This is a genomic window from Alicyclobacillus fructus (genome assembly GCF_017329605.1).
GTDB classification, from domain to species: domain Bacteria; phylum Bacillota; class Bacilli; order Alicyclobacillales; family Alicyclobacillaceae; genus Alicyclobacillus; species Alicyclobacillus fructus.
In genome coordinates, this window is the sequence record NZ_JAFMTY010000023.1 from 1 (window position 1) to 22,281 (window position 22,281).

Sequence of the window (22,281 nt, forward strand, 5' to 3'; positions counted from 1 at the left end):
GGGCGGGTGGAGGTGGCGACGGATGCGGGGCTCCGGACCTACGACGGCTTGCTTCTCGCGGATGGCATTGGGGGCACCGCTCGGCACTCGCTCGTGCAGGCGCGCACGCGCCCGACCCACTACGTGGCCTGGCGCGGCATCGCGCACGGCGTGGATGTTGGGCGCAGGATGCGGGAGATCTGGGGGCGCGGCTTTCGGTTCGGTTACGCCGCGATGGGCGCGGGGGACGTGTACTGGTTTGCAACCGTCAATCGCAGCCGACTGGGGCGCGCGGGCAATGCGGCCGAGGCGTGGCGCATCCTCGCCGCTCTGGCTGCTGAAGGTCCGCCGGAGGTGGCACGGATGATGGCGGCGACGCCGATGCAGGCGGTGTACGCGCATGCCATCCACGATCTCGCCCCCGGTTTGCCCCTCGCCGTGGGCCGGATCGCCCTTCTCGGGGACACCGCGCACGCCGTCACGCCGAACCTGGGGTTTGGGGGCGGGCTTGCGCTCGAGGACGGCGCGGCGCTCATGCGGGCGCTTTTCGCGCACCGGGTGGCGGAGGAGCCGGACGCGTTGACGGCGGCGCTGCGCGCCTACGCCGAGATGCGGAAGCGGCGCGTGGCGCGGATGGCGCAGGTCACCCGCTGGCTCGGCGATGTCATGCAATGGGAAGGGAAGGCCGCCGCGTACGCGCGGGACACCCTGTTTCGCTGGATGGCGCCGCTCGGTGACAGGCTGGTGTGGACGTGGATGATGGGCGGGTGAGGTGCTGTTGCACCCCCGAGCAAGCAGGATGCCTTCATTCACGGCATCGGGGCATGGGCAGGCCGGAAAAGAATTCGTACATGAGGAGTATACTCCATGCCTTCACAAAGAGCGCCCGTTCGACTAATATGTTAACTCGTAAAGGATAACGAGTTGACGATTCGTGGACAAGGGGGTGGCGTATGCACGCGTACGCTGATTTACTGGAAAAAAACAAAAAGTATCTATGGAATCCATTTACGCAAATGAAGGACTATTTCGATCACCGTCCCGTCGTGATCGCACGCGGAGAGGGCCGCAGGCTTATCGACATAGATGGCAATGCGTACTGGGACGGTGTCTCATCTTTATGGCTTAACGTACACGGGCATAGGGTTCCTGAGCTAGATGACGCCATTCGCCGACAATTGGAGGATATTGCTCATTCGACACTTCTCGGCCAAGCTAACGTTCCGGCCATACTGCTGGCTGAACGACTAGCTCAGATCGCGCCTACGGGTTTAACCAAAGTATTTTTCTCGGATTCCGGCGCAGAGGCTGTGGAGATAGCACTAAAGATGGCTTATCAATTTTGGCAGAACACAGAAAAGTGTTCGAAAAGTAAATTTGTGACAATGTGTGATGGCTACCACGGAGATACGATAGGTGCTGTCTCTGTGGGGGATATTGCGATGTTTCATGCACGTTACGCTCCACTCTTATTTCAGTCTTATAAAATCCCTTTTCCTAACAGCTATCGTAATCCGTACACAAGCTCCGATCCGGCCTTCGGAGCACTTCATGCTGTCGAAGAACTGTTTCAGAGGGAAGCTGACCAAATTGCGGCGCTCATTGTCGAACCAGTGCAAGGCGCAGGGGGAATTGTGCCAGCGCCGAAGGGCTTCTTGAAGGGACTGCGGGCACTTTGCGACACCTATGACGTCTTGCTGATCGTAGACGAAGTGGCAACAGGATTCGGAAGAACTGGCCGCATGTGGGCTTGTGAACATGATGGGGTTTCGCCTGACATCTTGACAATCGGCAAAGGCTTGACGGGAGGTTACTTGCCAGTTGCAGCAACGCTGGCAACAGAACGAATCTACACGGCGTTTTACGGAGAGTATGAAGAGTTCAAGGCGCTCTATCACGGCCATTCATACACAGGCAATCAACTTGGATGTGCCTGTGCACTTGCAAACTTAGACTTGATAGAGAGAAATCGAATCATCGATCATGTGGCGCAATTAGCTCGTGTTGTATCAACGCGTTTGAATGCGCTGCGCGACCATCCGCACGTGGGTGACATTCGGCAAGCTGGATTGATGATTGGAATTGAGTTAGTGGAAGACCGTGAGACGAAACGTCCGTTTCCATTGACTACAAGGGCGGGGTGGCGCGTCTGCTGGCAAGCTAGGGAGCTCGGAATGCTTTTAAGACCTCTTGGAGACGTTGTTGTGTTCATGCCTCCATTGGCGTCTACCGTGGACGAAATTCAGGAAATGACATCGATTCTCTGTGAGGCGGTTGAACGCGGATTGAAGGAGGCTGTAGAAAAGTGAATCAATTGGAAAGTCGCATTCAGCGTGAGCTTGCTCGGCTTCGTGAGATTGGTAGAGAGCGCAGCCTAAGTTCAAGCCTCGTCCAAGGGGCGCGCATGTGGTTTGAGGGGCGGGAAGTACTGCATTTCGCTTCTAACGATTATCTAGGCCTGAGCTTCGATTCACGCGTGCGAGAGGCGGCACAAATAGCGTCGATGCGCTACGGCGCAGGAGCCACTGGATCACGCCTCATATCTGGCAACCATCCGGAACTAGTGATGCTGGAGGCGGAGTTAGCATCGTGGCACGGCGCGGAAGCAAGCTTGGTTTTTTCATCAGGCTATGCTGCTAATATTGGTGTTGTCTCTGCCCTCGCGCAGCCAGAGGATGTCATCTTCTCTGACGAGCTAAATCACGCGAGTATCATTGACGGGTGTCGCATGACTCGGTCCAAGGTTGTGGTTTATAGGCACGCTGATCTGGAGCATCTGTATCGGTTACTACGTGAGACGCGCTGTCAAGGCCAGCGCTTCGTGGTCACGGACGCTGTATTTTCAATGGACGGGGACATCGCGCCTGTCGGAGATCTACTTGGTGTTGCACGTCGTTTCGAAGCAGTTACCGTTCTGGATGATGCTCACGGTGTGGGCGTATTGGGGACCAAGGGAGCCGGTACGCTCGAATCCCTCGGAATACCTGTTGCCGATGACATAGTTGTCATTGGGACACTTTCAAAAGCTCTCGCGGCACAAGGGGCGTATGTGGCAGGAAGACGCATTCTAATTGATTATCTCGTCAATCGAGCAAGATCTTTCATCTTTTCGACCGGTCTGGCGCCATCATGCGCGGGAGCTGCACGGAAGGCGCGGAAGATTGCAGAACACGAGGCGTGGCGACGAGAGAAGGTGCTTTCACTTAGCGCTGTGTTACGCGCTGGCATCAGGAAACTTGGATATCTGGTGCTGGATGGATCAACGACAATCGTGCCGGTAGTTGTGGGTGATGAGCACAATGTCATGGAAATGTCTGATTTCTTTCTCAAAAAGGGGGTCTACGTTCCGGCCGTTCGACCTCCCTCTGTCCCTGAAGGGCAGTGCCGACTGCGTTTATGTGTGACTGCCGCGCACGAGACGAGCGACATTGAGCGCGTGCTCGCAATATTTGGAGAGTGGAAACAAATCGCGCATAACGATTACTTGGTGACCAGTCTTGTTAAAGGAGGTGAAAGACGGTGAAGGGGCTGTTTATCACCGGTACCGATACAGGTGTAGGGAAAACGTGGGTTACAGGTGCATTAGCTCGTGCGTTGCGTCGAAAGGGTTACGATGTGGGCGTGTGTAAACCCATCCAAAGTGGAAATCTCAAGGACGACCCAACGGGCGACGCGATGACCCTAAGGCGCTTGGCCGGTGTTCTGGACAGTATCTCGGACATCTGTCTTTGTGCTCTGCCCCAGCCTGTCGCGCCTCAATTAGCGATGAGACTGTCCGAGGTAGATATTTACATGGAGGATGTCGTTTCTTTCTGCCGGAGGGCATCCAATCGGCATGAATGGGTTTTTGTGGAAGGGGCAGGTGGAGTTGCTGTTCCATATTTGTCTGACGCCTGGGTTTCCGATGTGATTCGGGTTCTCGACCTGCCTGTTCTCATCGTTGCCAGACCAGGTTTAGGGACGGTGAATCACTCCATCCTAACAATTGAATATCTCAGAAACCAGGACATCCGAGTTGTTGGCGTCGTGTTCAATAGAGGTAGCGACCCATGCACCGAAAATGATACAGATAGCCGTCTCGCGGCTCTCTTAGAAGAGACGAATGCCAGTTATATTCGTGAATCAACGGGTGTTCCTGTCTTTGGTAGTATCCCCCATATTCCATCATACACGTCTGAACCGAATATTGTAAGCCTTGTGGAGGAAAATGTTGATCTCCCTGGACTGCTCGAGTCTTTGGGTTCTGTGTATTCCGGCTATTAACATTCTGCTGCAACGAAATGCCGGACGCACATAATTTTGTAGATTCTGTAGGAGGACCTCGATGAAGATGAAAACAGACTATGTATCCTGGGTTGATCTCGCCCACCGCGTCCTCGACGCGCGAGGCGTCACGCGCGAGGAAGCCCTCGACATTCTGCGCTCGAGCGACGACGAACTTCTGGATCTCCTCTCCGCCGCCTTCTTGATCCGCAGGCGCTACTTCGGCAAGAAGGTCAAGCTCAACATGATCATCAACGCCAAGTCGAAGATGTGCCCCGAGGACTGCGCGTACTGCTCCCAGTCCGCCATCTCGAAGGCCCCGGTGTCCAAGTATCCGCTGGTCTCCAAAGAGGACATCATCGCCGGCGCGCGCGAAGCGGAGCGCCGCAAGGCCGGAACGTACTGCATCGTCATCAGCGGCAGGCGGCCTTCGGACCGGGAGGTCGAGCGCATTGCCGAGGCCGTGGAGGAAATCCGCGCCACCACGAGACTCAAGATCTGTTGCTGCCTCGGGCTGTTGACGCCCGCGCAGGCGGAGAGGCTCTCCCAGGCCGGCGTGCACCGGTACAATCACAACCTCAATACGAGCCGAGATCGATATGCGGAAATCTGCACCACCCACACCTACGACGATCGCGTCCAGACCTTGGAGCGCGTGAAAGAGGCGGGCATTTCGCCGTGCTCAGGCGTCATCTTTGGCATGGGCGAATCGGACGAAGAGGCGGTGGACATGGCGTTCGCCTTGAAGGAGATCGACGCCGACTCCATCCCCTGCAACTTCCTGAATCCCATCCCGGGCACGCCGCTCGAAGGCATGGAGACCTTGAACCCGCGGCGCTGCCTGAAGCTGCTCTGCATGATGCGCTTCGTGAATCCGTCGAAGGAGATCCGCATCGCGGGCGGGCGAGAACGGAACTTGCGCAGCCTGCAGGTCCTCGGCCTCTATCCCGCCAACTCCATCTTCGTCGGAGACTACCTGACGACGCCCGGACAGGCGCCGACGGAGGACTGGGCGATGATTGAAGACCTCGGGTTTGAGATTGAAGAGTGCGCGCTGTGAAGTGAGGAACCCGGTGCACGATGCGCGCAGGAAAGAGGCGCCGGTCCGCCGTTTGGGCGGCCCGGGTCCGCAAGGGATCAGGTGGCGGCGAATGTCGCGCGGAGCGCCATCTTGTCCACCTTTCCCGCGCTCGTGAGCGGCAGATCCTGCACGATGTGAATCGCGTCCGGGAGCCAAAAGCGGGCCAAGCGCCCGTCTGCAACCGCCTGGGCCAAATGCGCTTCGACCGCCGATAGGTCTACGGGTTCATCCGCGGCAAGGATGGCCACAGGCCGCTCTCCCCACCGCTCGTCCGGTCGCGCGATCACGGCCGCCATCCGCACGCCGGCCAATTCCGAGAGTACGGATTCGATGGCGCTAGGAATGATCCACTCGCCACCGCTCTTGATGGCGTCCTTGACGCGATCGACGACTGAAAACGTACCGTCGGGATGGGCCACGGCGAGATCGCCCGTTCGGAAGCCCCCGTCCGCGTACGTCGCCTGCGTCGCGGCTTCGTCGCCGACATAGCCATCTGGGAGCCACGGGCTCTCCACCCACAGCTCGCCGACGGATTGGCCGTCCGCGGGCACCGTCCCGCCATCTTCCCCGCGGATGAACATTCGCACCATGGGAATTGGGGCGAGCCTGGCCGAGAGCGCTTCGAGATCTTCCCTCGAGCCCGGCAGATGCGGGCTCACGGTGATGGCCGTGCAAAGCTGGTCCGACCCGCCATAAATGACCGAGAAGCGGACGCCTGCCTGGTGAGCGCGCGCGGCCAAGCCCGCAGGCAGTCGCGATCCGCCGGTCAGCACTTTGAGCGGCAGAACGGCATCGCCTGCGTCGCGCGCGGCTTCGAGCAGCATCATGAGTTGCGTCGGCACCATGTTTGACCACGTGACGCCTTCCGTCTGGATGAGATGCAACTGCTCAGCCGGAGTGGCTTTGCCCGGCAAGACCAGTTTGAGGCCGAGATAGGGCGCGAAGATGGGCGCGCCCCAGGCGTGGATATGGAAGAACGGAATGAGAGGCATGACCACGTCGCCCGCCGTGAGTTTCGCGCCCGTCTTGTGCAGGGCGAGGTGATGCGCAATCTGCAGCGGCGCCTGGACGATGTCGCGATGGCGGTAGCGCATGGCTTTCGGGCGACCGGTGGTGCCCGTGGTGTGAAGAAGCGAGTACGGATCAGAGTTGGTCACACCTGGGTCAGGTGTCGATCCGGCCTCCTCGCCCGACAAGAGATCCTCGTAGTCAAAATCCGCGCGCGATCCGGCCGCATCGCCGTGACCCGGACGCCCTTGGCCCAGCCAGATCACCTGTGGCACAAAGGGTCTCAGTGCTTCCACCGTCGGCTCCATCGCGCGACTGGCGAACAGGATGCGGTCTTGTCCTTGTCGCGTCGTGTGCACGACGTGATCGAGCGGCAAACGAAAGTTCAGCGGGTGTGCGACGGCTCCCAAGATGCTCGCCGCGTACTGGAGTTCTAGGGCCTGATGGGAATTCACATCGAGAATTCCGATCACGTCGCCTCGTCGAATACCCAGCCGACGCATCGCTCGCGCTGCCTTGACCGTGCGTTCCCACGTCTCGGCATACGTGAATCGCATCGCCCCGCTGACAACCTCTGAGTCGCCATGATGCCAAGCGGCGTCGAAAAGGATTTCATGAATGACGCCTTTGCGCATCTCAGATCCACCCCCAGATGGACGAGTCGTACAAGGCCCAGGACGGATACTCCTGGCCCCCGAGGAAGTGATACATGTACAGTTGTCCGAGTTTCTCATACCGCTCGCCGGCGGTCTCGGCGAGCCGATACAGGCTCGCGGCTTGCGCCAGATCGGCGACGGTGCGAAGAATCGCTTTCGATTGCCATTCTGCCTCTGGGCGGGGAAGCGCGCGGAGTCCCGCAACCTCCTGGCGCACGCGAGTCACGACGACGCGTCCGCCGGGTACACTGCCTCGCATCAGGGGAGCCGCGATGCGGTCGATCACGTCATCCACATTTCCGAGCTTCATCAGCGTCTCCAGAAAATCGAGCGCCTGAATGTTGCTCGGGCCCTCCCAGATGGGTGTGATCAGCGCCTCGCGGTGCCAGCGGGCGATGGCGTATTCCTCAAGAAAGCCGAGCCCGCCGAATAACTCCATGGCCATGGCGGTGAGATGCGCCGCGTGATCGGCGGTGCGCGTTTTGGCCAGATGAGTGTAGAGACGCGCGAGATGATACTTCGGGCTGTACGGCGGACGTTCGTGCCAGGCCTGATCGAACAGATCGACGGCCTGGAACGTCAAGGCCAGACCGCCGGCGTGGCGGACGGCGAAGTCGGTGAGGTCGCGCCGGATGAGGGCGTGGTCCTGCAGCATGTGCCCGAAGCTCCGGCGGTGGCGGACACGGTGCATGACCTCGAGAAGCGCCTTTTGTGCGATGCCCATGGCGCCGGCCGCGTTGGCCAGGCGGGACACGGTCAGGTTCTCTAGCGTGTAATAGATGCCGAGATGGGCGTCGCCAATCAGGTGGGCTTCCGTGTCGGCGAACTCCACCTCGCCGGAGGGGACGGCCCGCGTGGCGCTCTTGTCTTTGAGCCGCCGCACGTGGAAGTTGAGATGGCCGTCCTTGCGCAGGCGCGGGACGAGGAAGAGGGCGAGCCCTTTTGGGCCGCTCTGTGCACCCTCTGGCCTCGCGGTGGTGATGGCGTAGTCGGTGAGCCCGGCGCCGCTCGCGAAGTACTTCTCGCCTGTGAGGCGCCAGGTGGTTCCATCGTAGCGCGCGGTGGTCTGGTTGGCGCCGAGATCGCTCCCGCCCTGCACTTCGGTCATCCACGTGGCGCCGAATGCGCGGCCCGAGAGCAAAGCCTCCTTCCATTCCCCGAATTCCGGCGCGTACTTGTGAATGGCGTAGGCGACCTGCTGGGTGATGGTCAGGACGCAGTATAGGCCGGGATCGCCGATGAGATAGCCGTACGCGAAGTGGTGATGCCAGGAGTCGCCCTCGTACGGCGGGCGGTTGATGAATGCGAGCGCTTTCAGAAGTGCGAGGTGAGAAGGCGAGAGGCGGACGCGATCGATCCGCTTGCCGTCGAGATCGTGCTGGATGAGGACGGGGGGTGCGTCGTGATCGACGTGATACACCGTCTCGTACACCTCGCGGCCGGCGATGGAGCCGAAGCGAGTGAGATCGGCTTCGTGCGCTTCGAAGTCTTGCCAAAAGTGGCGGAGCACGTCCTGCAGCACAGCGTCCTGCGAGAAATGATTGGTTCCATAGGCGTACGAAAGCGCGCGCATCAGTCGCTACATCCTTTCCCTTCAGACGTGTTCAGCTTTTCTTGAAGAACCTGTTCCAGGCGATTGCGCATGGCGATGAGGTCCTCGCGCAGCGCCTCGAGTTCGGAAATTTGCCGTTCCACTTGGCGCAGTTTTTCGTTGCCTCGCCGGATGACCTCGCGCAACTGCGTGATCTCGGTGGGATCGGCGTCGTAGAGATCCAACATCTCCGCGATTTCAGGGAGGCTGAAGCCGAGTCGTCGGCCGCGGAGGATGAGCTGGACCCGGACGCGATCCCGTTCGCTGTAGAGCCGCTGCGCGCCCTGGCGCGCCGGTTTCAACAGGCCGACGTCTTCATAATGGCGCAGGGTGCGCGGCGTGATGTCGAACAGATCGGCGAGATCGCGAATGGTGTAATATCGGCGCATGGGCAACCACCTTGGCGATGGACACCGTCTTTCAAGATAGAAAAAATATACTGAAAACTTACGTGAACGTCAATACGGTTTCGCCGCGAGCCCTTGGCGATGATCGGGCGTACACCCGGCAAGGGGAACTTGTCATGATATCATCATAATGTTGACAATTTTGATGAGTTTAATAAGATAAGACCATCATCACCGCGCTTCACTTCACCGCATGGGAGGCGATGGCGCATGGCTGCGCTCAGGGGCGAGGAACAGCGTCCCCCGAAGTGGCTGGAATCGGTCCAGAAGGCTTTGGAAGGCATGTCGCATGGGTCGGTGGAAATCGTGGTTCACCAAGGGCAGGTGGTGCAGATCAACCGCTTGGAAAAGTGGCGTTTCTCTTCCTGAGCTCTCTCGTTGCGCGATGTTCGACAAGGGCTGTTCCTCAATCAGCTGGTCGACCAGACATCTGGAGACCCGCACAGGCCGCGTGCGGCCTGACGGGTCTCTCTTTTATTCCCATGGAGGTGAGGGGTTTGGCTACCGTCGTCGTGATTCAAGGAAGTCCGTCATCGCCGTCCAAGACCGCCGCTGTGGTGAGGGTTGCGGAGCAGATGCTCCGTTCCGGCGGAGTCGACACGCACCGCATTGACGTTCGGGATCTGTCGCCTCAGGCGTTGGCGACGGCAGACGCCGCCCACGTCGGGATTCAGGCCGCTGTTCGGCGCGTCCTGGAGAGCGACGCCGTGGTGGTGGCGACGCCCGTGTACAAAGCCGCGTACACGGGATTGCTCAAGCTGTTCCTTGATCTGCTGCCGCCACGTGCGCTGGAAGGCAAAGTCGTTCTTCCCATCACTACGGGAGGTTCTCCGGCCCATCTGTTGGCCCTTGACTACGCGTTGAAGCCTGTGTTGGCCGCGCTGGGCGCCAAGGTCTTCGTGTCAAGCGTCTACGTGCTCGACGCCTCGATAGAGCTTGGGGCCCCGTCGCCTCTGCAGGGGGCGGATCGCGAGCGGTTGGATCGAAGTGTTGAAGAGCTCAGGCAGGTCCTCAACCCGCAACAGGCCGCAATTTTGGGGTGACGTTCCATCCACAGAGCGTCTCGAAACCAGAAGGGGGTTTGAATGTGTTGAATCGACGTCCATGGAAGCTGGCTGCGTATGCCGCCATTTTCGCAGGGGGGTTCCTCGCCGTAGGATGCGGGGCCGAAGGCCATTCGCAGTCTTCAAACGCTGTCGACACGTCCGTCCAACCGTCGGCCGCTTCCGGTTCGGCCAGCACGGCCACACACGGCGTGGTTCGGATTGGGTATCAGCTGGACGGCACGGACATCATTCTCAAGGCGAAAAAGTGGCTCGACCAAGCGTTACAGAAGAAAGGATACCGAGTTCAATGGATACAGTTTGTGGGAGGTCCGCAGCTTCTGCAGGCGATGAACGCGGGTGCCATCGACTTCGGCGAAACGGGCGACGCTCCGCCCATCTTCGCGCAGGCTGCGGGCACGCCACTTCTGTACTTGGCGCATGAACCGGCGGATCCGAAGGGCGAAGCCATCCTGGTGCCGGCCAATTCGCCCATTCACACGGTGAAGGATTTGAAGGGGAAGACCATCGCGCTGAACAAGGGCTCCAATGTGGAATACATGCTGGTGCAGCAGTTGAAGAAGGCCGGACTCTCCATCCACGACGTCACGCTCGACTTCTTGACGCCGCCGAATGCGCGAGCCGCCTTCGAAGCGGGCAAGGTCGACGCGTGGGCCATTTGGGATCCCTACGAGTCGTCGGCGGAGAACGCGATACACGCGCGGGCCATTGCGGACGGAACCGGCGTGACCAACAACTATCAGTTCTATTACGTGACTCGTCAGTTTGCCAAGCAGCACCCGGATGTCGTTCAGGACTACCTGAGTGGCTTGGCACAGGCCGACGGTTGGGTCAATCAGCACAAACTCGACACCGCCAAGCTGTTGGCGCCTCAGATGGACATCGATGTGACCTCGCTCTACGAGTCGTTTACCAAACACAGTTTTGGCATCGAGCCCATCACCAAGGACATCGTGAACGAGCAGCAATCCATCGCCGATGAATTTTACCAGCTCGGGCTCATTCCTCAGCCGATTCGCGTGCAAGACGATGTCTGGCAGGGCACATTTCACTTGCACAAAATTCCATGACAAGCGAGGGGTCAACGTATGCAGATCTTTTGGTTCATTCCGACGCACGGGGACACGCGCTATCTCGGAACCACCTACGGCGCGAGGCAGGTGGATCTCCCCTATCTCCGCCAGGTCGCGCAGGCCGTGGACCATCTCGGGTACGACGGCGTCCTGCTGCCCACCGGCCGGAGCTGCGAAGACGCCTGGATTGTCGCCTCCACTTTGATTCCCGCCACGCGGCGGCTTCGGTTTCTCGTCGCGCTGCGCCCAGGCCTCATGTCACCCGTTCTGGCCGCCCGCATGGCGGCGACCTTCGATCGCCTGTCGGAGGGGCGGCTCGCGGTCAACATCGTCACGGGTGGCGATCCCGTCGAAAACAAGGGAGACGGCCTCTTCCTCGATCACGACGCGCGTTACGAGGTGACGGACGAGTTTCTGCACATCTGGCGCCACGTGATGCAAGGGGAGCACGTTCACTTTGAAGGGGATCACCTGCGGGTGGAGGACGCGCATCTGCTCTATCCTCCGGTGCAGCGGCCCTATCCGCCAATTTACTTCGGCGGATCGTCAGAGGCAGGCCAGCGCGTGGCCGCCAAGCACGTGGACGTGTACTTGACGTGGGGTGAGCCGCCGAAGGACGTGGCCGAGAAAATCCGCGTCGTGCGAGAACTTGCCGCTCGCGAAGGCAGAACGGTTCGATTTGGCATTCGCCTGCACGTCATCGTCCGCGAGACGGAGGACGAGGCATGGCGGGCGGCCAAAGATCTCATTCGCTACGTCGATCACGACACCATCCGGCGCGCCCAAGAAGTGTTCCGCAGAATGGACTCCGTCGGTCAACATCGGATGGCGGCGCTGCACCAAGGAGACCCGTCCAAACTCGAAGTGAGTCCAAATCTCTGGGCAGGCGTGGGTCTCGTGCGCGGAGGCGCTGGAACCGCGCTGGTCGGCGATCCCGAGACCGTTGCCGAGCGCATGAGGGAGTATGCCGACCTGGGCATCGAAACCTTCATTCTGTCAGGGTATCCGCATCTCGAAGAGGCGTATCGCTTCGCCGAACTCGTGTTCCCAATCGTGAAAAAGAACGCGCAGGCCGCGCCGGAGCGCGCGCTCACGGGGCCGTTTGGCGAGATCGTGGCCAACACGTTGCCTCCGAAAGAAAGGAGGGCGGTGCGAGCGTGAGCCGCAGGAACTCGTGGTTCTGGAACCGGGTCGCACCCTGGGTGCTGCCCGGCCTCCTTCTGATACTGTGGCAGGCCCTTGGTTCGGCGGGCCTCATCCCCAAGCGGATCTTGCCCACGCCCGTGGAAGTGGTGCAGGCCGCCCTGACGCTTGCGCACCAAGGCGTGCTCTGGTCGTACATCGCCACCAGCGCCGCGCGGGCCTTCAGCGGATTTTTGATCGGCGCCGCTGCGGGATTTCTGCTGGGCACCCTCAATGGGGTCTCCCGGAAGGCGGGGCGCCTTCTAGATACGCCGATTCAGATGATCCGAACGATTCCCCATCTCGCCCTGGTACCGATTGTGATCGTGTGGTTCGGCATTGGGGAACAGGCCAAGCTGTTTCTCGTGGCGCTCGGGACAGCCATTCCCATGTACATGAACACCTATTTCGGCATTCAGTCGCTCGATCCGGGTCTCCTGGAGATGGCGCGCGTCTATCGATTCAACCGCGCCAAGATGTTCTGGAAGGTGATTCTTCCTGGGGCTTTGCCTTCCGTTCTGTCCGGCGTCCGGTACAGCCTCGGCGTCATGTGGGTCACGCTGATTGTCGCCGAGACCATCTCCGCCAACTCCGGCATTGGGTACATGATCATGAACGCTCAGGAGTTCATGCAAATGAATATTGTCGTGCTCGGCATTGTCCTGTACGCGCTCCTCGGCAAGCTCTCGGACGTCATTGCCAGGATGCTTGAGGTCAAGCTTCTCGCGTGGCATCCGATTGGGCTGCAGGCGGTTTGATAGACGGAATAAGGGAGGTCTGACGCGTGAACGAATTCCACGCTGGCGTGTCCGTGCACCTGCAGGGCGTCGCCAAAGCCTACGGCGATCGGACGATTCTGTCCGACTTGGACTTGCGAATTCCGAAAGGCCAGTTTGTCGCGATCGTCGGCCACAGCGGTACCGGAAAGAGCACGTTGTTGCGCCTGATGGCGGGGTTGGAAGAGCCTTCGCGAGGAGAAATTTTCATCGATGATCATCCCGTCCGTGGTCTCGCGCCAGCGGCCCGGGTCATGTTTCAGGATGCCCGGCTGCTTCCCTGGCTCAGCGTGTTCGACAACGTCGCGGTGGTTTTGGCCAAACCGGACAAGGAGCTTGTCCAGCAGGCGCTTCAGCGCGTGGGGCTCCTGGAACATGCCAAGAAGTGGCCGGCTCAACTGTCAGGCGGGCAGCGCCAGCGCGTCGCTCTGGCGCGCGCGCTGGTGGTGAGACCGCCCCTTTTGCTGCTGGACGAACCCCTGGGAGCCCTTGACGCCCTGACGCGACTGGAGATGCAGGATTTGATCGAGACCCTTTGGCTCGAGGAGCGGTTCACGTCCGTCCTGGTGACCCACGACGTTGGCGAGGCCGTCCGCTTGGCCGATCGCGTCATTTGCCTCGAGAACGGCCGGATCGAATTGGATCTCGAAGTGGCGCTTCCTCGCCCGCGCGAACGTTCAAGCGCGTTTGCGCGCATGGAGGCGAAGATCTTGTCGACCATCTTGGGACACGGGAAGGAAGGTGACCGTTCGCACTATGCCGGGATGCATGGCGAAGTCGCATCCAGGGAGGCGTGAGCGAATGCGTTTCACGTCGGCCGGTCTCCGGGGGACGCGGTGTCGCTCGGAGACCCTTGGCGCGATCGCTTGTCATAACATCATGATCATCATGATGTCCCTACATATTTGACAAATAAAATCGGATTACTGAGAATAAAGCGCAACGGGCCTTCAGGGCCGCCGAAGATGAATGAGGGGGTTGCGCGAGTGAAGCCAACGTGGAAAAAGGCTCTGCATGCGATGGTGACCTTGGGGGTGATGGGAGGACTGGTGAGCGGTTGCGGCCAAGCCAACGCGTCGAGTGCGTCAAACGCCTCCAACGCGCCCCATTCGGGGAGCGCATCGGTCAAGGCCAAAGCAGCAAGCGGCAAGGTGGTGACGCTTTACTTCGGCTCCTACAGTGTCACGCAACAGATTTACGAGCAAAAGTTGTTCCCCATGTTCCAAAAATACTGGAAACAGAAGACCGGCCAAACGGTGCAATTCCAGGCTTCGTTTGACGCATCCGGCGCAGAGGCGACGGCGATTGCCAACGGCCTGCCCGTGGACGTCGCGGCGCTGTCGCTGGAATCGGATATCAACAAGATTCAGAAGGCAGGCCTCATTACGCACAACTGGAAAGACACGCCGACGCATGGCATGGTGACGGATTCGATCGTTGCCATCGCTGTGCGCAAAGGGAATCCGAAACACATCAAGACGTGGGCGGACCTGGCAAAGCCAGGCGTCGTGGTGGATCTTCCGAACCCGGCGACATCAGGCGGCGCGAAGTGGGACATCAACGCCATCTACTATGCGACGTTGCGCCACGGCTCCGCCGACCAGGCCAAGTCCCTGCTTGCATCGATTGTGAAAAATGTGCAGGTTCTTGACAAGTCAGGAGAAGCTTCCATGACCACGTTTGTCAACGGGGTCGGCGACGCTTGCGTGAGCTACGAAAACGAGATTCTCGAAAAGAGCAATCACCTGAAAACCTTCGACGAGGTCATTCCGTCTTCCACGATGCTGATTGAGAACCCCATTGCGCTCGTCGACAAAAATGCCGACGCGCATGGGGATCGCCAGGTGGCGCAAGCGTTCATCAACTGGCTGGAGGGGCCCGATGCGCAACGCGTGTTCATGCAGTACGGGTTCCGACCGGTCAATCCGTCGCTGAAGGCGGAAGCGGCCAAGCAGTTCAAAACACCTGCGGATCTCTTCACTGCGGCGGACGTCGGCGGATGGACCAAGATCAACGACACGCTGTATAGCACGAACGGCATCTGGAACCAGGTACTGGAGGGCCGCTGATGCGCTTCGAGCGGATCGCCCTCCATTCGCTCCTTGCTGGAGCGATGTTGTTGATTTTTGTCTTGCCGCTTGGCGCCGTGTTCGAACAGGCCTTTGCCGGTGGCTGGCCAGGATTTGTCCGGGCCGTCACAAGCCCCATTGCGGTTCGGGCTTTCGAACTCACGGTCGTGCTTGCAGTGGTGGTCGCCATCCTCAACACGGCGATGGGGTTGCTCATCGCCGTTTCGTTGGAGCGGTGGCGGGCCCCGCTTTCGATGGCGCTGGACGCCGTGATCGACCTGCCGCTCGCCATTCCGACGGCGGTATCGGGCCTGATGCTCGTGCTGCTGTACGGTCCGGCATCGCCCGTCGGGCGATGGCTGGCGGGCCACGGCGTCTCCATTGTGTATACGCGGCTTGGCATCCTGTTTGCGCTGGTGTTTGTCACAGTTCCCTATGCCGTGCGGGCGCTGCAACCTGCGCTGCAGCAGTTGGATCGCAGGGAAGAAGAAGCGGCTTGGACGCTCGGGGCGCACGCGCATCGCGTGTGGCTGCGCGTCATCTTGCCGGCGCTCCGGCACGCGCTGGGAAGTGCCTTCGTCTTGACGTTGACCCGAGCCATGATCGAGTTCGGCTCGGTCGTGATGGTCTCGGGAAACAAACCGATGCAAACCGAAGTGGCAGCGGTCTACATTTACGGGTTGCTCGAGAACTACGACCAGCAGGGCGCATCGGCCGCAGCCGTGGTCCTGATGTTGCTTTGCGCCATCGCGTTTGCGCTCGAAGGAAGCCTTTTGACCTCGCTGGCCAGGAGGAGGCGGCACGCAGATCCGCTGAAGGAGAGGGAAGAGGCTCATGTCTAGGCTTTCGCGTCCATTGGGCGTGGCCCTCGTCTACGTGTGGCTGTCGGTATTCGTGGTGGTGCCCTGGGTGGCCATCCTCGTCGGCGCGTTTGCGGGAGGATGGGCGTCGTTCTGGCATAGCGTGAGCTCGCCGGAAGCCGCCTTTGCCCTGCGGATGACCCTGGAAATCACCTTGGTGACCCTGTTCATCAATCTGGCCCTCGGCGTGCCGATTTCCTTTTGGATTGCTCGGAGATCCGCGCCAGGTTGGCGCGTGATTCAGTGGATTGTCGAGCTGCCGCTCTCGGTCTCCCCAGTCGTGGCTGGTCTGGCGCTCATCGTGGTGTACGGGCCGAATGCGCTCATCGGCGCGCTGCTCGCGCACGCGCACATCAAAATTGCGTTTGCGTTCCCCGGCATGGTGCTTGCGACAGTGTTTGTCACATTGCCGTTCATCGTGCACGAAACCGTGCCGGCCATTCGCGCCATTGGAGACACGCAGGAGCAAGCGGCCTACGTCCTTGGGGCTTCCCCCTGGCGCACGCTGTGGCGCGTCTGGCTGCCGCAGCTCAAATGGAGCCTTTTGTACGGGATGGCGCTGACGGCGGCGCGATCGTTCGGGGAGTTCGGCGCAGTCCTGGTCGTCTCGGGCAGTATTGTCATGGTGACCGAAACCGCCACGCTGTTCGTCTACCAAGCCTCCGTCAACAATCAGATGCAGGCCGCGTATGCGGTCTCGGCGGTGTTGGCGCTGGTGTCCTTTGCTCTCATCCTCGTCCTGCAACTCGTGAAGCGCTTGGGAGGGAACCGGCTGCGTGACCATTGAATTCGTAGGGGTAGAGAAGGTGTATCCTGGCGGCGCGCGATCCGTCCGCGGGGTCTCATTTCAGGTTCGGGAAGGCGAAATGGTGGGGCTGCTCGGACCGAGCGGAAGCGGGAAGACCACGATCCTGCGGCTGATCGCCGGACTGGAGCGCCCCACCAAGGGGGAGATATGGATCGGCGGCAAACGGGTGACCGATCTGCCTCCCCAGAAGCGCAATGTGGGGCTCGTCTTTCAAAACTACGCGCTCTTTCAACACATGACGGTCTATGACAACGTGGCCTTTGGACTGAAGGAGAAGCGCGTGCCGCGCGACGAGATCGACCGGCGGGTGCGGGAATTGCTCGGCTACATGCGCTTGACGGAGTACGCAAATCGGTTTCCCCGCGAATTGTCCGGCGGCCAACAGCAGCGGGTGGCGCTGGCGCGGGCTTTGGCTCCGCGGCCCCAGGTGCTTCTGTTCGACGAGCCGTTTGCCGCCATCGACACGCAGATCCGCCGCGAGCTGCGCAAGTTCGTCCGTGAGGTGCACGACGAGCTCGGCGTCACCAGTCTGTTTGTCACGCACGACCAGGAAGAGGCGCTTGAAATCGCGGATCGGGTGCTCGTGTTGCACGAAGGCCGGGTGGAGCAACTGGGAACGCCGGAAGAGGTGTACGAACAGCCGGAGACGCTGTTTGTGGCTTCGTTTATTGGCGAATCCAACGTCTGGCGGCGGCCCGTCCAAGGCGGTGCCGTCGAAGTCGCCGGTCTGCGACTGCCTGTCGATCCCGCCATCCCCAATGGCACCCCTGTGGCCGTCGTGGTGCGGCCGAAAGACGTGCAATTGCACCCTGCAGACCGGGAGGAGGGGCAGGGCCAAATCCTGCGATCCGCCTTCAAGGGCGCGTACAGCGCGTGCTTCGTCCGCACCAGGGATCACGAGGTGTGGGAGGTGCATGTGCCGAGCGCGGATCGGCACCTTCTGTCGCCGGGCGCGTGGGTGCGGATGGATGTGCACAAGTTCTTCGTCTTTCCGGCGTGAGGTTGTGGAAGCTGCGATCGTCAACGGGTGAAGCGCAGCGATCCTGCCGGCGCCCGGCGAGGTTCAGGATGGGCCCTGTCCACTTGCATTGCTGCACGCGAAGCCCTACACCATGCCCGCGGCTTCCTGAAGCTCCATGGCGTGCATGAGGTTGGCGAAAATTTGCACGGTCGTCACGGCCCCCACGCCGCCCGGCGTCGGGGTGTAGGCCTTCGTCTTTGCCGCCGCTTCTGGGGCGAGATCGCCCTGCACATCCCCGTTTTCTGCCTGGGAAATGCCCACATCGACGACCGTCAGATGCTCATGGACCATGTCCGGCCCGAGCAGCCCACCCTTTCCAACCGCGACGATGGCGATTTCGCTGTCCCGCAGGTGCGCGCGCACGTCACGCGTGTGCTCGTGGCATGCCGCCACCGTCGCTCCTTCCGCGATCAGCAGATGCAAAAGCGGCATGCCGACGGTCTGGCCGCAGCCGACGAGTGTCACGTCTGCGCCTTTCAGCTGGTATCCGTAGTGCTTGAGCAGGCGGATGCAGGCGAGGGGAGTGGCCGGATACAGCGCGGCTTCCGGGGTCGGCTTGGCGAACGAGTGGCACGGGGACAGGCCGTCCACGTCCTTCAGGGCGTGAATGGCGCCGACCACGCGCTGCACGTCGACGTCCTGCGCGAGCGGCATCTCGATCATGATCCCGTGGACAGAAGGATCTTCGTTGAGCGCCTGGATCTCGCGGGCGATGTCCTCCGTGTCGCTCTGATGTGGCAGCTCGATCACGTCGCACTGGATGCCGAGCCGCTCGGCGATGCGCTTCTTCTGTGCCGCGTACACGCTGGCGGCGTGATCGTCATTGGCGAGCAACGTCACGAGCTTCGGCTGCACGCCGCGGGACTTCCAGGCTTCTACACGCTTTCTCACGTCGTGCGACAAGGCCTTCGCGACCGGCCGGCCGAGCAGTTGTTTCGGCATGGCGGGACAACCTCCTGAGAATAGGATCCCTCTCGTGCAAGTGGTTTAGCCAGATTCTTGCGTGTACAAATGCAAACGACCGCCTGGGTGATTGGGCCCAGGCGGTCGGCGGATATCGCTGTGCTCCCTCGTGGTGCTCCACGCTAAGCCGCCAGTCGCACAGCGGAACAGTTTCAATTGTGAGTGCGAGTAGGAGCTTGTACAAGCAGGCAAAAGGAAAGCGCGGCGTTTCAGCGCTTCCACTGAGAATATAGCAGGATGGGACGAGGCGCGCAAGGGCGCCTCGGGCAGAAGATGCCCCAGCGTTCCATCGTTACAACGGCGTCAGGAGGGTTGTGAGAAAGCACCTCGTACAGCTGTGGGAATCAGCCCAGCTGCACCAAGCGAATGCAACCAATGCACGCATGGAGACCCTGCAACACGAGGAAAGCCGAGCGACCACGTTTGACAGATGGCCCGAATTTCCCAGGGAGAGAGAGGAATTTCGTCGCGAAACGTTGTATACATCAACAAGACGCTTTTCAAACCTTTCTGACGGCTTGACCTGGTGGGGGGCTTGTCCGCCTCGTCGGCTTCTACGTGCCGCCGGCGCCGTTTCGCAGGCTCTGGGCTTCAGAGGCGGCGCGGGTATTCGGTGGGCAGCTTTTGGCCATCGTGCTTCCGTGGATTTATCTTCGGGCCGTGCATTCGCCTGAGACCTACGGCTTCCTGATGACTTTGACTTCCATTCCACGGGTTCTCGGTTCTGCCTCGTCCGCGTGGTGGAATCAGCGACACCCGGCCGTGACCGTGATGCGCCGCGCTTCTTGGGTGGCCGCACTCATGGCGGCTGGTGTCGCTTCGACAGTGTCGTTTTCGCACATCTGGACCTTGATCCCTTTCATGATCGTGATGGCGTTCACGGAAGGCGTGTACTTTCCCGCCGTGGGCACGGCCGTTCCTGAGTTGCTTCCCGAGGAGTCCTGGCAGCAGGCGAACGCGCTGATCCAGGGAACCAACCAAGTTGGGCGCATGGTCGCGAGTTTTGTGTTCGCGCCCTTCGTCACAAAAATCGCCTATTGGGCGTCCTGTGCGGGCGTCGCCGCGCTGTATCTGCTCACGAGCTTGGTTCTTCCTCGATCACGACCTCACCCGACGTCGAGCGAAGAGCGCCCTGAGGCGACAACGAGCGCGAGCGGCGCGGACGGGGCTGAAGGCGAGTCAACCTCGGAGGGGAATTCGCGCCGTTTCTGGCGCAGCCCGCATTCCTCCTTCTCTTAGGTCTCACGCTCGGAATCAACCTGGGCTACCTTGGGCCGACCGGTGTCGGCATCCCTCTTTTTGTCTCTTCCGCATTGCGCGGGAATGCCTCGACCTACGCACTGATGGTCGGGTGTGAAGCGGCCGGATCGTTCGCGGGCATGTTGCTTCTCCTGTTCACGAGCAGATTTCGCGTGTCCGTGCACCTGTTGTTGGGCGGTCTGTACGTGGGCACGATGATGTGGCTTCTCATCCCGCTCTATCCGCACGTTGCGTGGTGCGCTTGTCTGATGGCGCTCAGCATGGCAGCCTTTGTTTGGGTCAACATTCAGTCCATTTCGCTCATCCAGATCTGGTTTCGCGGTTCTTCTCTTGCGCCGGTGATGTCCATCCTGTGGACGGCTGCCATGGTGCTGGGACCCGTTTCGTATGCGGTCGACGGGGCGCTCCTGAAGTGGCTGTCCATTCAGGCGTTGTTTATCGCATCTGCTTGTTTCATCGGGTTCGTGGTGACGGTGGCGTTCATCTGCGTCTTGGTCAAGCCGGCGTGGATACCTCAGCAGCCAAAAGCGCCGGAGATGTCATGACGCATGATAGGAGCGAGCTGTGCACCGGGCATTCTATCGCTGTTCTCCTACGCATCACGCTGCCCCGGTTGTCGCCGAAACCAATCGGGGCGCAACATCCTTTCCTGGGCTGAGCCTCTCCGGGCATCAGGACGCGGGCGGGCTCGGCTGGTTGAAACCGTATGGTACATTGAATCCGTCGGTATCGGAGTCGGGAGAGGACGGCACCGAGACCACCGCATTGTTTTGCACCATGTAGCCACCGTCCGACATCGTCAGGCCCGGGTTACGGCCGTTCACGGTGCCGGGATCGAACGTGGTCTCGCCGTAATTGGCAAGCGTGGCGATCCGGCCGCCAATCTCAGGCGCCTCTTGGATCCACTCGGCAGAGGATCCTGGGCCGGAGTAGGACTGCGTGGTCGAGAACGTCTCATTGCGCGTGACGTCCGTCAAGGTGATGGTCCAAGTCCCGTTGCCGTTGTTGTGAATGTGAGCGCTCATGTGATCGCCAGGGGAGATGGTCATGGACGAGATGACGGTCTCGGGGGCGGGAAGGATCTCCCACCAGGCGTCGTATTGCGCGTGGCCGTTCACATAGTCCTGCTCCGTGCCCGTCTGGATGAGATCGCTGTTGTTAAAACCATCAATACCAATCCAGCTGGATGAGTACGTATTTTTCTTGGACGGGCTGACGGCGGGCACAATCCAGTTGCCCGTGATGTCGTTGTACGTGCTGCCGGTAACCGCGTACCCGGACCAGTTCGACGCTGACCAGCCAAAGCTGGACGCCTCGATGGTGTTCGGTCTCGGCGCCGTGCTCGGCGAGAGCGCTTGCCGCGGCGCATGATAGATGGCGGGTGCGGCGGGCGCCACAGCGAGTTGAGGCCATGCCGCGAGTGCCCCAGCCGCGAAAAGCGATGCGGTCGCCAGAGCCGGCGCTTTCCATGCCGTGGTGAGAGTCATGCACAGATCCCCCTTTGAGTGGCGCGAAGTGAAAAGGAGCGAACCTCGTGAAGCCCGCTCCCTCACCAATATTCAAAACAGTTTGGCCAGAATCCTCTGGTGGGGCCTTCCATCCCGCTCACCAGTTCGCGGGCAGCATGGTGTAACATGCGGCGAAGCAGAGGGCGCCCGCGATGACACACGGGGTGAAAAGCGCCGTAAACCGCGCGGCGCGGCGGGGGCTCGCGAGGCTCTTCCTCCAGACCACCGCGTACCAGGGGAATAGAAGCGTCATGGTGACCAGGGAAGCCAGATCAAAATGAATGTCCTGCGGGAGAATGGGGATCATCAATTGAAAATTCGGCGTGGGATGCCGGGCAACGTACAACGCGGTCAGCATCACGAGCGGAAGCGTGGCGGCCGCGAGCTTCCGCGCGAAGTGCTGCATGCCGCTGTTCTGGTAGGAGGCGTACCAAATGCCGCCCCAGATGGCGGCGTACAGCGCAAAGGCGACAGGACCCGAGATGGCGTAGCCGTAGGATCCCGTCAGTGGGATGGACAGAATCGACAGAACGGCGCACACAAGGTAAAGGGCGAGCATGATGACGCTTTGAGATGCGAAGAAGGCCGCCATCGCTGCCCAGGGAGTCCTGCGCTCCACGGAGGACATGGACCTACCTCCTCAACCAATCTTTTCTTTCCTTTTACCATGTGATAGCAGACGGGTCAACGCCGTTTTGGGCTTCGCATACGG

23 protein-coding genes and 1 riboswitch are annotated in these 22,281 nt (G+C 60.6%); of the genes, 17 read left to right on the forward strand and 6 right to left on the reverse strand.

All coding sequences use genetic code 11. The features are described from left to right. The 5 genes from J3481_RS11540 to bioB all read left to right on the forward strand — a co-directional run. Window positions 1-750, forward strand: a 750-nt coding sequence (locus tag J3481_RS11540; RefSeq protein WP_206882487.1) for an FAD-dependent monooxygenase, incomplete at its 5' end; no start/stop codon positions are given. Window positions 751-932: 182 nt separating this feature from the next. Continuing rightward, window positions 933-2,288 carry an adenosylmethionine--8-amino-7-oxononanoate transaminase gene (bioA, locus tag J3481_RS11545; RefSeq protein ID WP_206832349.1) on the forward strand — a complete coding sequence of 452 codons (1,356 nt, stop codon included), beginning with the start codon at window positions 933-935 and terminating at the stop codon, window positions 2,286-2,288. After that, window positions 2,285-3,502, forward strand: a complete 1,218-nt coding sequence (bioF, locus tag J3481_RS11550; RefSeq protein ID WP_328702131.1) for an 8-amino-7-oxononanoate synthase — start codon at window positions 2,285-2,287, stop codon at window positions 3,500-3,502. The genes bioA and bioF overlap by 4 nt, the downstream gene beginning before the upstream one ends. Continuing rightward, a complete protein-coding gene (gene bioD / locus J3481_RS11555; RefSeq protein ID WP_206832348.1) occupies window positions 3,499-4,242 on the forward strand; it encodes a dethiobiotin synthase in 744 nt (247 codons plus the stop codon). The genes bioF and bioD overlap by 4 nt, the downstream gene beginning before the upstream one ends. Before the next feature lie 61 nt (window positions 4,243-4,303). After that, on the forward strand, window positions 4,304-5,302 hold the full coding sequence (gene bioB, locus J3481_RS11560; protein WP_206832347.1) for a biotin synthase BioB: 999 nt from the start codon (window positions 4,304-4,306) through the stop codon (window positions 5,300-5,302). A gap of 77 nt (window positions 5,303-5,379) precedes the next feature. On the opposite strand, the gene J3481_RS11565 is transcribed toward bioB, so the two are convergent. The 3 genes from J3481_RS11565 to J3481_RS11575 are packed head-to-tail and all read right to left on the reverse strand — an operon-like array spanning window position 5,380 to window position 8,967. Then, window positions 5,380-6,966 carry an AMP-binding protein gene (locus J3481_RS11565; protein ID WP_206832346.1) on the reverse strand — a complete coding sequence of 529 codons (1,587 nt, stop codon included), beginning with the start codon at window positions 6,964-6,966 and terminating at the stop codon, window positions 5,380-5,382. Between the two features lies 1 nt (window position 6,967). Further along, window positions 6,968-8,560: an acyl-CoA dehydrogenase family protein gene (locus tag J3481_RS11570; RefSeq protein ID WP_206832345.1), complete on the reverse strand. Its 1,593-nt coding sequence runs from the start codon at window positions 8,558-8,560 to the stop codon at window positions 6,968-6,970. Beyond that, a complete protein-coding gene (locus J3481_RS11575) occupies window positions 8,560-8,967 on the reverse strand; it encodes a MerR family transcriptional regulator (protein ID WP_206832344.1) in 408 nt (135 codons plus the stop codon). Before J3481_RS11575 ends, J3481_RS11570 begins: the two co-directional genes overlap by 1 nt. A gap of 228 nt (window positions 8,968-9,195) precedes the next feature. Here J3481_RS11575 and J3481_RS11580 point away from each other — a divergent pair, with 228 nt between their 5' ends. The 10 genes from J3481_RS11580 to J3481_RS14980 all read left to right on the forward strand — a co-directional run bounded on the left by J3481_RS11580 (window position 9,196) and on the right by J3481_RS14980 (window position 17,817). Beyond that, complete coding sequence (locus J3481_RS11580) at window positions 9,196-9,354, forward strand: YezD family protein (protein WP_206832343.1); 159 nt, start codon at window positions 9,196-9,198, stop codon at window positions 9,352-9,354. Between the two features lie 128 nt (window positions 9,355-9,482). Continuing rightward, window positions 9,483-10,028, forward strand: coding sequence for an NADPH-dependent FMN reductase (gene ssuE / locus J3481_RS11585; RefSeq protein WP_206832342.1), 546 nt, complete (start codon window positions 9,483-9,485; stop codon window positions 10,026-10,028). 44 nt (window positions 10,029-10,072) lie between these two features. Further along, the gene (locus tag J3481_RS11590; RefSeq protein WP_328702130.1) at window positions 10,073-11,119 is read left to right on the forward strand and encodes a sulfonate ABC transporter substrate-binding protein; all 1,047 of its coding nucleotides are present in this window, start codon (window positions 10,073-10,075) and stop codon (window positions 11,117-11,119) included. Between the two features lie 18 nt (window positions 11,120-11,137). After that, window positions 11,138-12,283 (forward strand): FMNH2-dependent alkanesulfonate monooxygenase, encoded by a 1,146-nt coding sequence (gene ssuD / locus J3481_RS11595; protein ID WP_206832341.1) that lies wholly within the window; start codon window positions 11,138-11,140, stop codon window positions 12,281-12,283. Beyond that, entirely contained in the window at window positions 12,280-13,062 is a 783-nt protein-coding gene (locus J3481_RS11600; RefSeq protein WP_206832340.1) for an ABC transporter permease subunit, read from the forward strand. Before ssuD ends, J3481_RS11600 begins: the two co-directional genes overlap by 4 nt. Before the next feature lie 26 nt (window positions 13,063-13,088). Next, window positions 13,089-13,877 carry an ABC transporter ATP-binding protein gene (locus J3481_RS11605; protein WP_206832339.1) on the forward strand — a complete coding sequence of 263 codons (789 nt, stop codon included), beginning with the start codon at window positions 13,089-13,091 and terminating at the stop codon, window positions 13,875-13,877. 189 nt (window positions 13,878-14,066) lie between these two features. Next, window positions 14,067-15,149, forward strand: coding sequence for a sulfate ABC transporter substrate-binding protein (locus J3481_RS11610; protein WP_206832338.1), 1,083 nt, complete (start codon window positions 14,067-14,069; stop codon window positions 15,147-15,149). Beyond that, window positions 15,149-15,991, forward strand: coding sequence for an ABC transporter permease (locus J3481_RS11615; RefSeq protein WP_206832337.1), 843 nt, complete (start codon window positions 15,149-15,151; stop codon window positions 15,989-15,991). The genes J3481_RS11610 and J3481_RS11615 overlap by 1 nt, the downstream gene beginning before the upstream one ends. Further along, window positions 15,984-16,796 (forward strand): sulfate ABC transporter permease subunit, encoded by an 813-nt coding sequence (locus J3481_RS11620; RefSeq protein WP_206832336.1) that lies wholly within the window; start codon window positions 15,984-15,986, stop codon window positions 16,794-16,796. The genes J3481_RS11615 and J3481_RS11620 overlap by 8 nt, the downstream gene beginning before the upstream one ends. Next, entirely contained in the window at window positions 16,786-17,817 is a 1,032-nt protein-coding gene (locus J3481_RS14980; RefSeq protein WP_206832335.1) for an ABC transporter ATP-binding protein, read from the forward strand. Before J3481_RS11620 ends, J3481_RS14980 begins: the two co-directional genes overlap by 11 nt. Before the next feature lie 105 nt (window positions 17,818-17,922). On the opposite strand, the gene J3481_RS11630 is transcribed toward J3481_RS14980, so the two are convergent. Continuing rightward, entirely contained in the window at window positions 17,923-18,780 is an 858-nt protein-coding gene (locus tag J3481_RS11630; RefSeq protein ID WP_206832334.1) for a bifunctional 5,10-methylenetetrahydrofolate dehydrogenase/5,10-methenyltetrahydrofolate cyclohydrolase, read from the reverse strand. 88 nt (window positions 18,781-18,868) lie between these two features. Beyond that, window positions 18,869-18,949: riboswitch (ZMP/ZTP riboswitch) on the reverse strand. A 410-nt stretch (window positions 18,950-19,359) separates the two neighbouring features. On the opposite strand from J3481_RS11630, the gene J3481_RS11635 reads away from it, so the two are divergent. Both J3481_RS11635 and J3481_RS11640 read left to right on the forward strand, forming a co-directional pair. Next, window positions 19,360-20,040: an MFS transporter gene (locus J3481_RS11635; RefSeq protein WP_328702129.1), complete on the forward strand. Its 681-nt coding sequence runs from the start codon at window positions 19,360-19,362 to the stop codon at window positions 20,038-20,040. Window positions 20,041-20,114: 74 nt separating this feature from the next. After that, window positions 20,115-20,606, forward strand: a complete 492-nt coding sequence (locus tag J3481_RS11640; RefSeq protein WP_206832332.1) for an MFS transporter — start codon at window positions 20,115-20,117, stop codon at window positions 20,604-20,606. Between the two features lie 126 nt (window positions 20,607-20,732). On the opposite strand, the gene J3481_RS11645 is transcribed toward J3481_RS11640, so the two are convergent. After that, window positions 20,733-21,548: a G1 family glutamic endopeptidase gene (locus J3481_RS11645; protein WP_206832331.1), complete on the reverse strand. Its 816-nt coding sequence runs from the start codon at window positions 21,546-21,548 to the stop codon at window positions 20,733-20,735. 118 nt (window positions 21,549-21,666) lie between these two features. Further along, window positions 21,667-22,197 carry a hypothetical protein gene (locus tag J3481_RS11650; protein ID WP_206832330.1) on the reverse strand — a complete coding sequence of 177 codons (531 nt, stop codon included), beginning with the start codon at window positions 22,195-22,197 and terminating at the stop codon, window positions 21,667-21,669. Window positions 22,198-22,281 lie beyond the last annotated feature (84 nt).

Bases quoted from the DNA above. Each gene is read 5' to 3' on its own strand.
- bioA (WP_206832349.1), top strand. From the start codon at position 933: ATGCACGCGTACGCTGATTTACTGGAAAAAAACAAAAAGTATCTATGG.
- bioB (WP_206832347.1), top strand. From the start codon at position 4,304: ATGAAGATGAAAACAGACTATGTATCCTGGGTTGATCTCGCCCACCGC.
- J3481_RS11565 (WP_206832346.1), bottom strand. From the start codon at position 6,966: ATGCGCAAAGGCGTCATTCATGAAATCCTTTTCGACGCCGCTTGGCAT.
- J3481_RS11570 (WP_206832345.1), bottom strand. From the start codon at position 8,560: ATGCGCGCGCTTTCGTACGCCTATGGAACCAATCATTTCTCGCAGGAC.
- J3481_RS11575 (WP_206832344.1), bottom strand. From the start codon at position 8,967: ATGCGCCGATATTACACCATTCGCGATCTCGCCGATCTGTTCGACATC.
- J3481_RS11580 (WP_206832343.1), top strand. From the start codon at position 9,196: ATGGCTGCGCTCAGGGGCGAGGAACAGCGTCCCCCGAAGTGGCTGGAA.
- ssuD (WP_206832341.1), top strand. From the start codon at position 11,138: ATGCAGATCTTTTGGTTCATTCCGACGCACGGGGACACGCGCTATCTC.
- J3481_RS11615 (WP_206832337.1), top strand. From the start codon at position 15,149: ATGCGCTTCGAGCGGATCGCCCTCCATTCGCTCCTTGCTGGAGCGATG.
- J3481_RS11620 (WP_206832336.1), top strand. From the start codon at position 15,984: ATGTCTAGGCTTTCGCGTCCATTGGGCGTGGCCCTCGTCTACGTGTGG.
- J3481_RS11630 (WP_206832334.1), bottom strand. From the start codon at position 18,780: ATGCCGAAACAACTGCTCGGCCGGCCGGTCGCGAAGGCCTTGTCGCAC.
- J3481_RS11645 (WP_206832331.1), bottom strand. From the start codon at position 21,548: ATGACTCTCACCACGGCATGGAAAGCGCCGGCTCTGGCGACCGCATCG.
- J3481_RS11650 (WP_206832330.1), bottom strand. From the start codon at position 22,197: ATGTCCTCCGTGGAGCGCAGGACTCCCTGGGCAGCGATGGCGGCCTTC.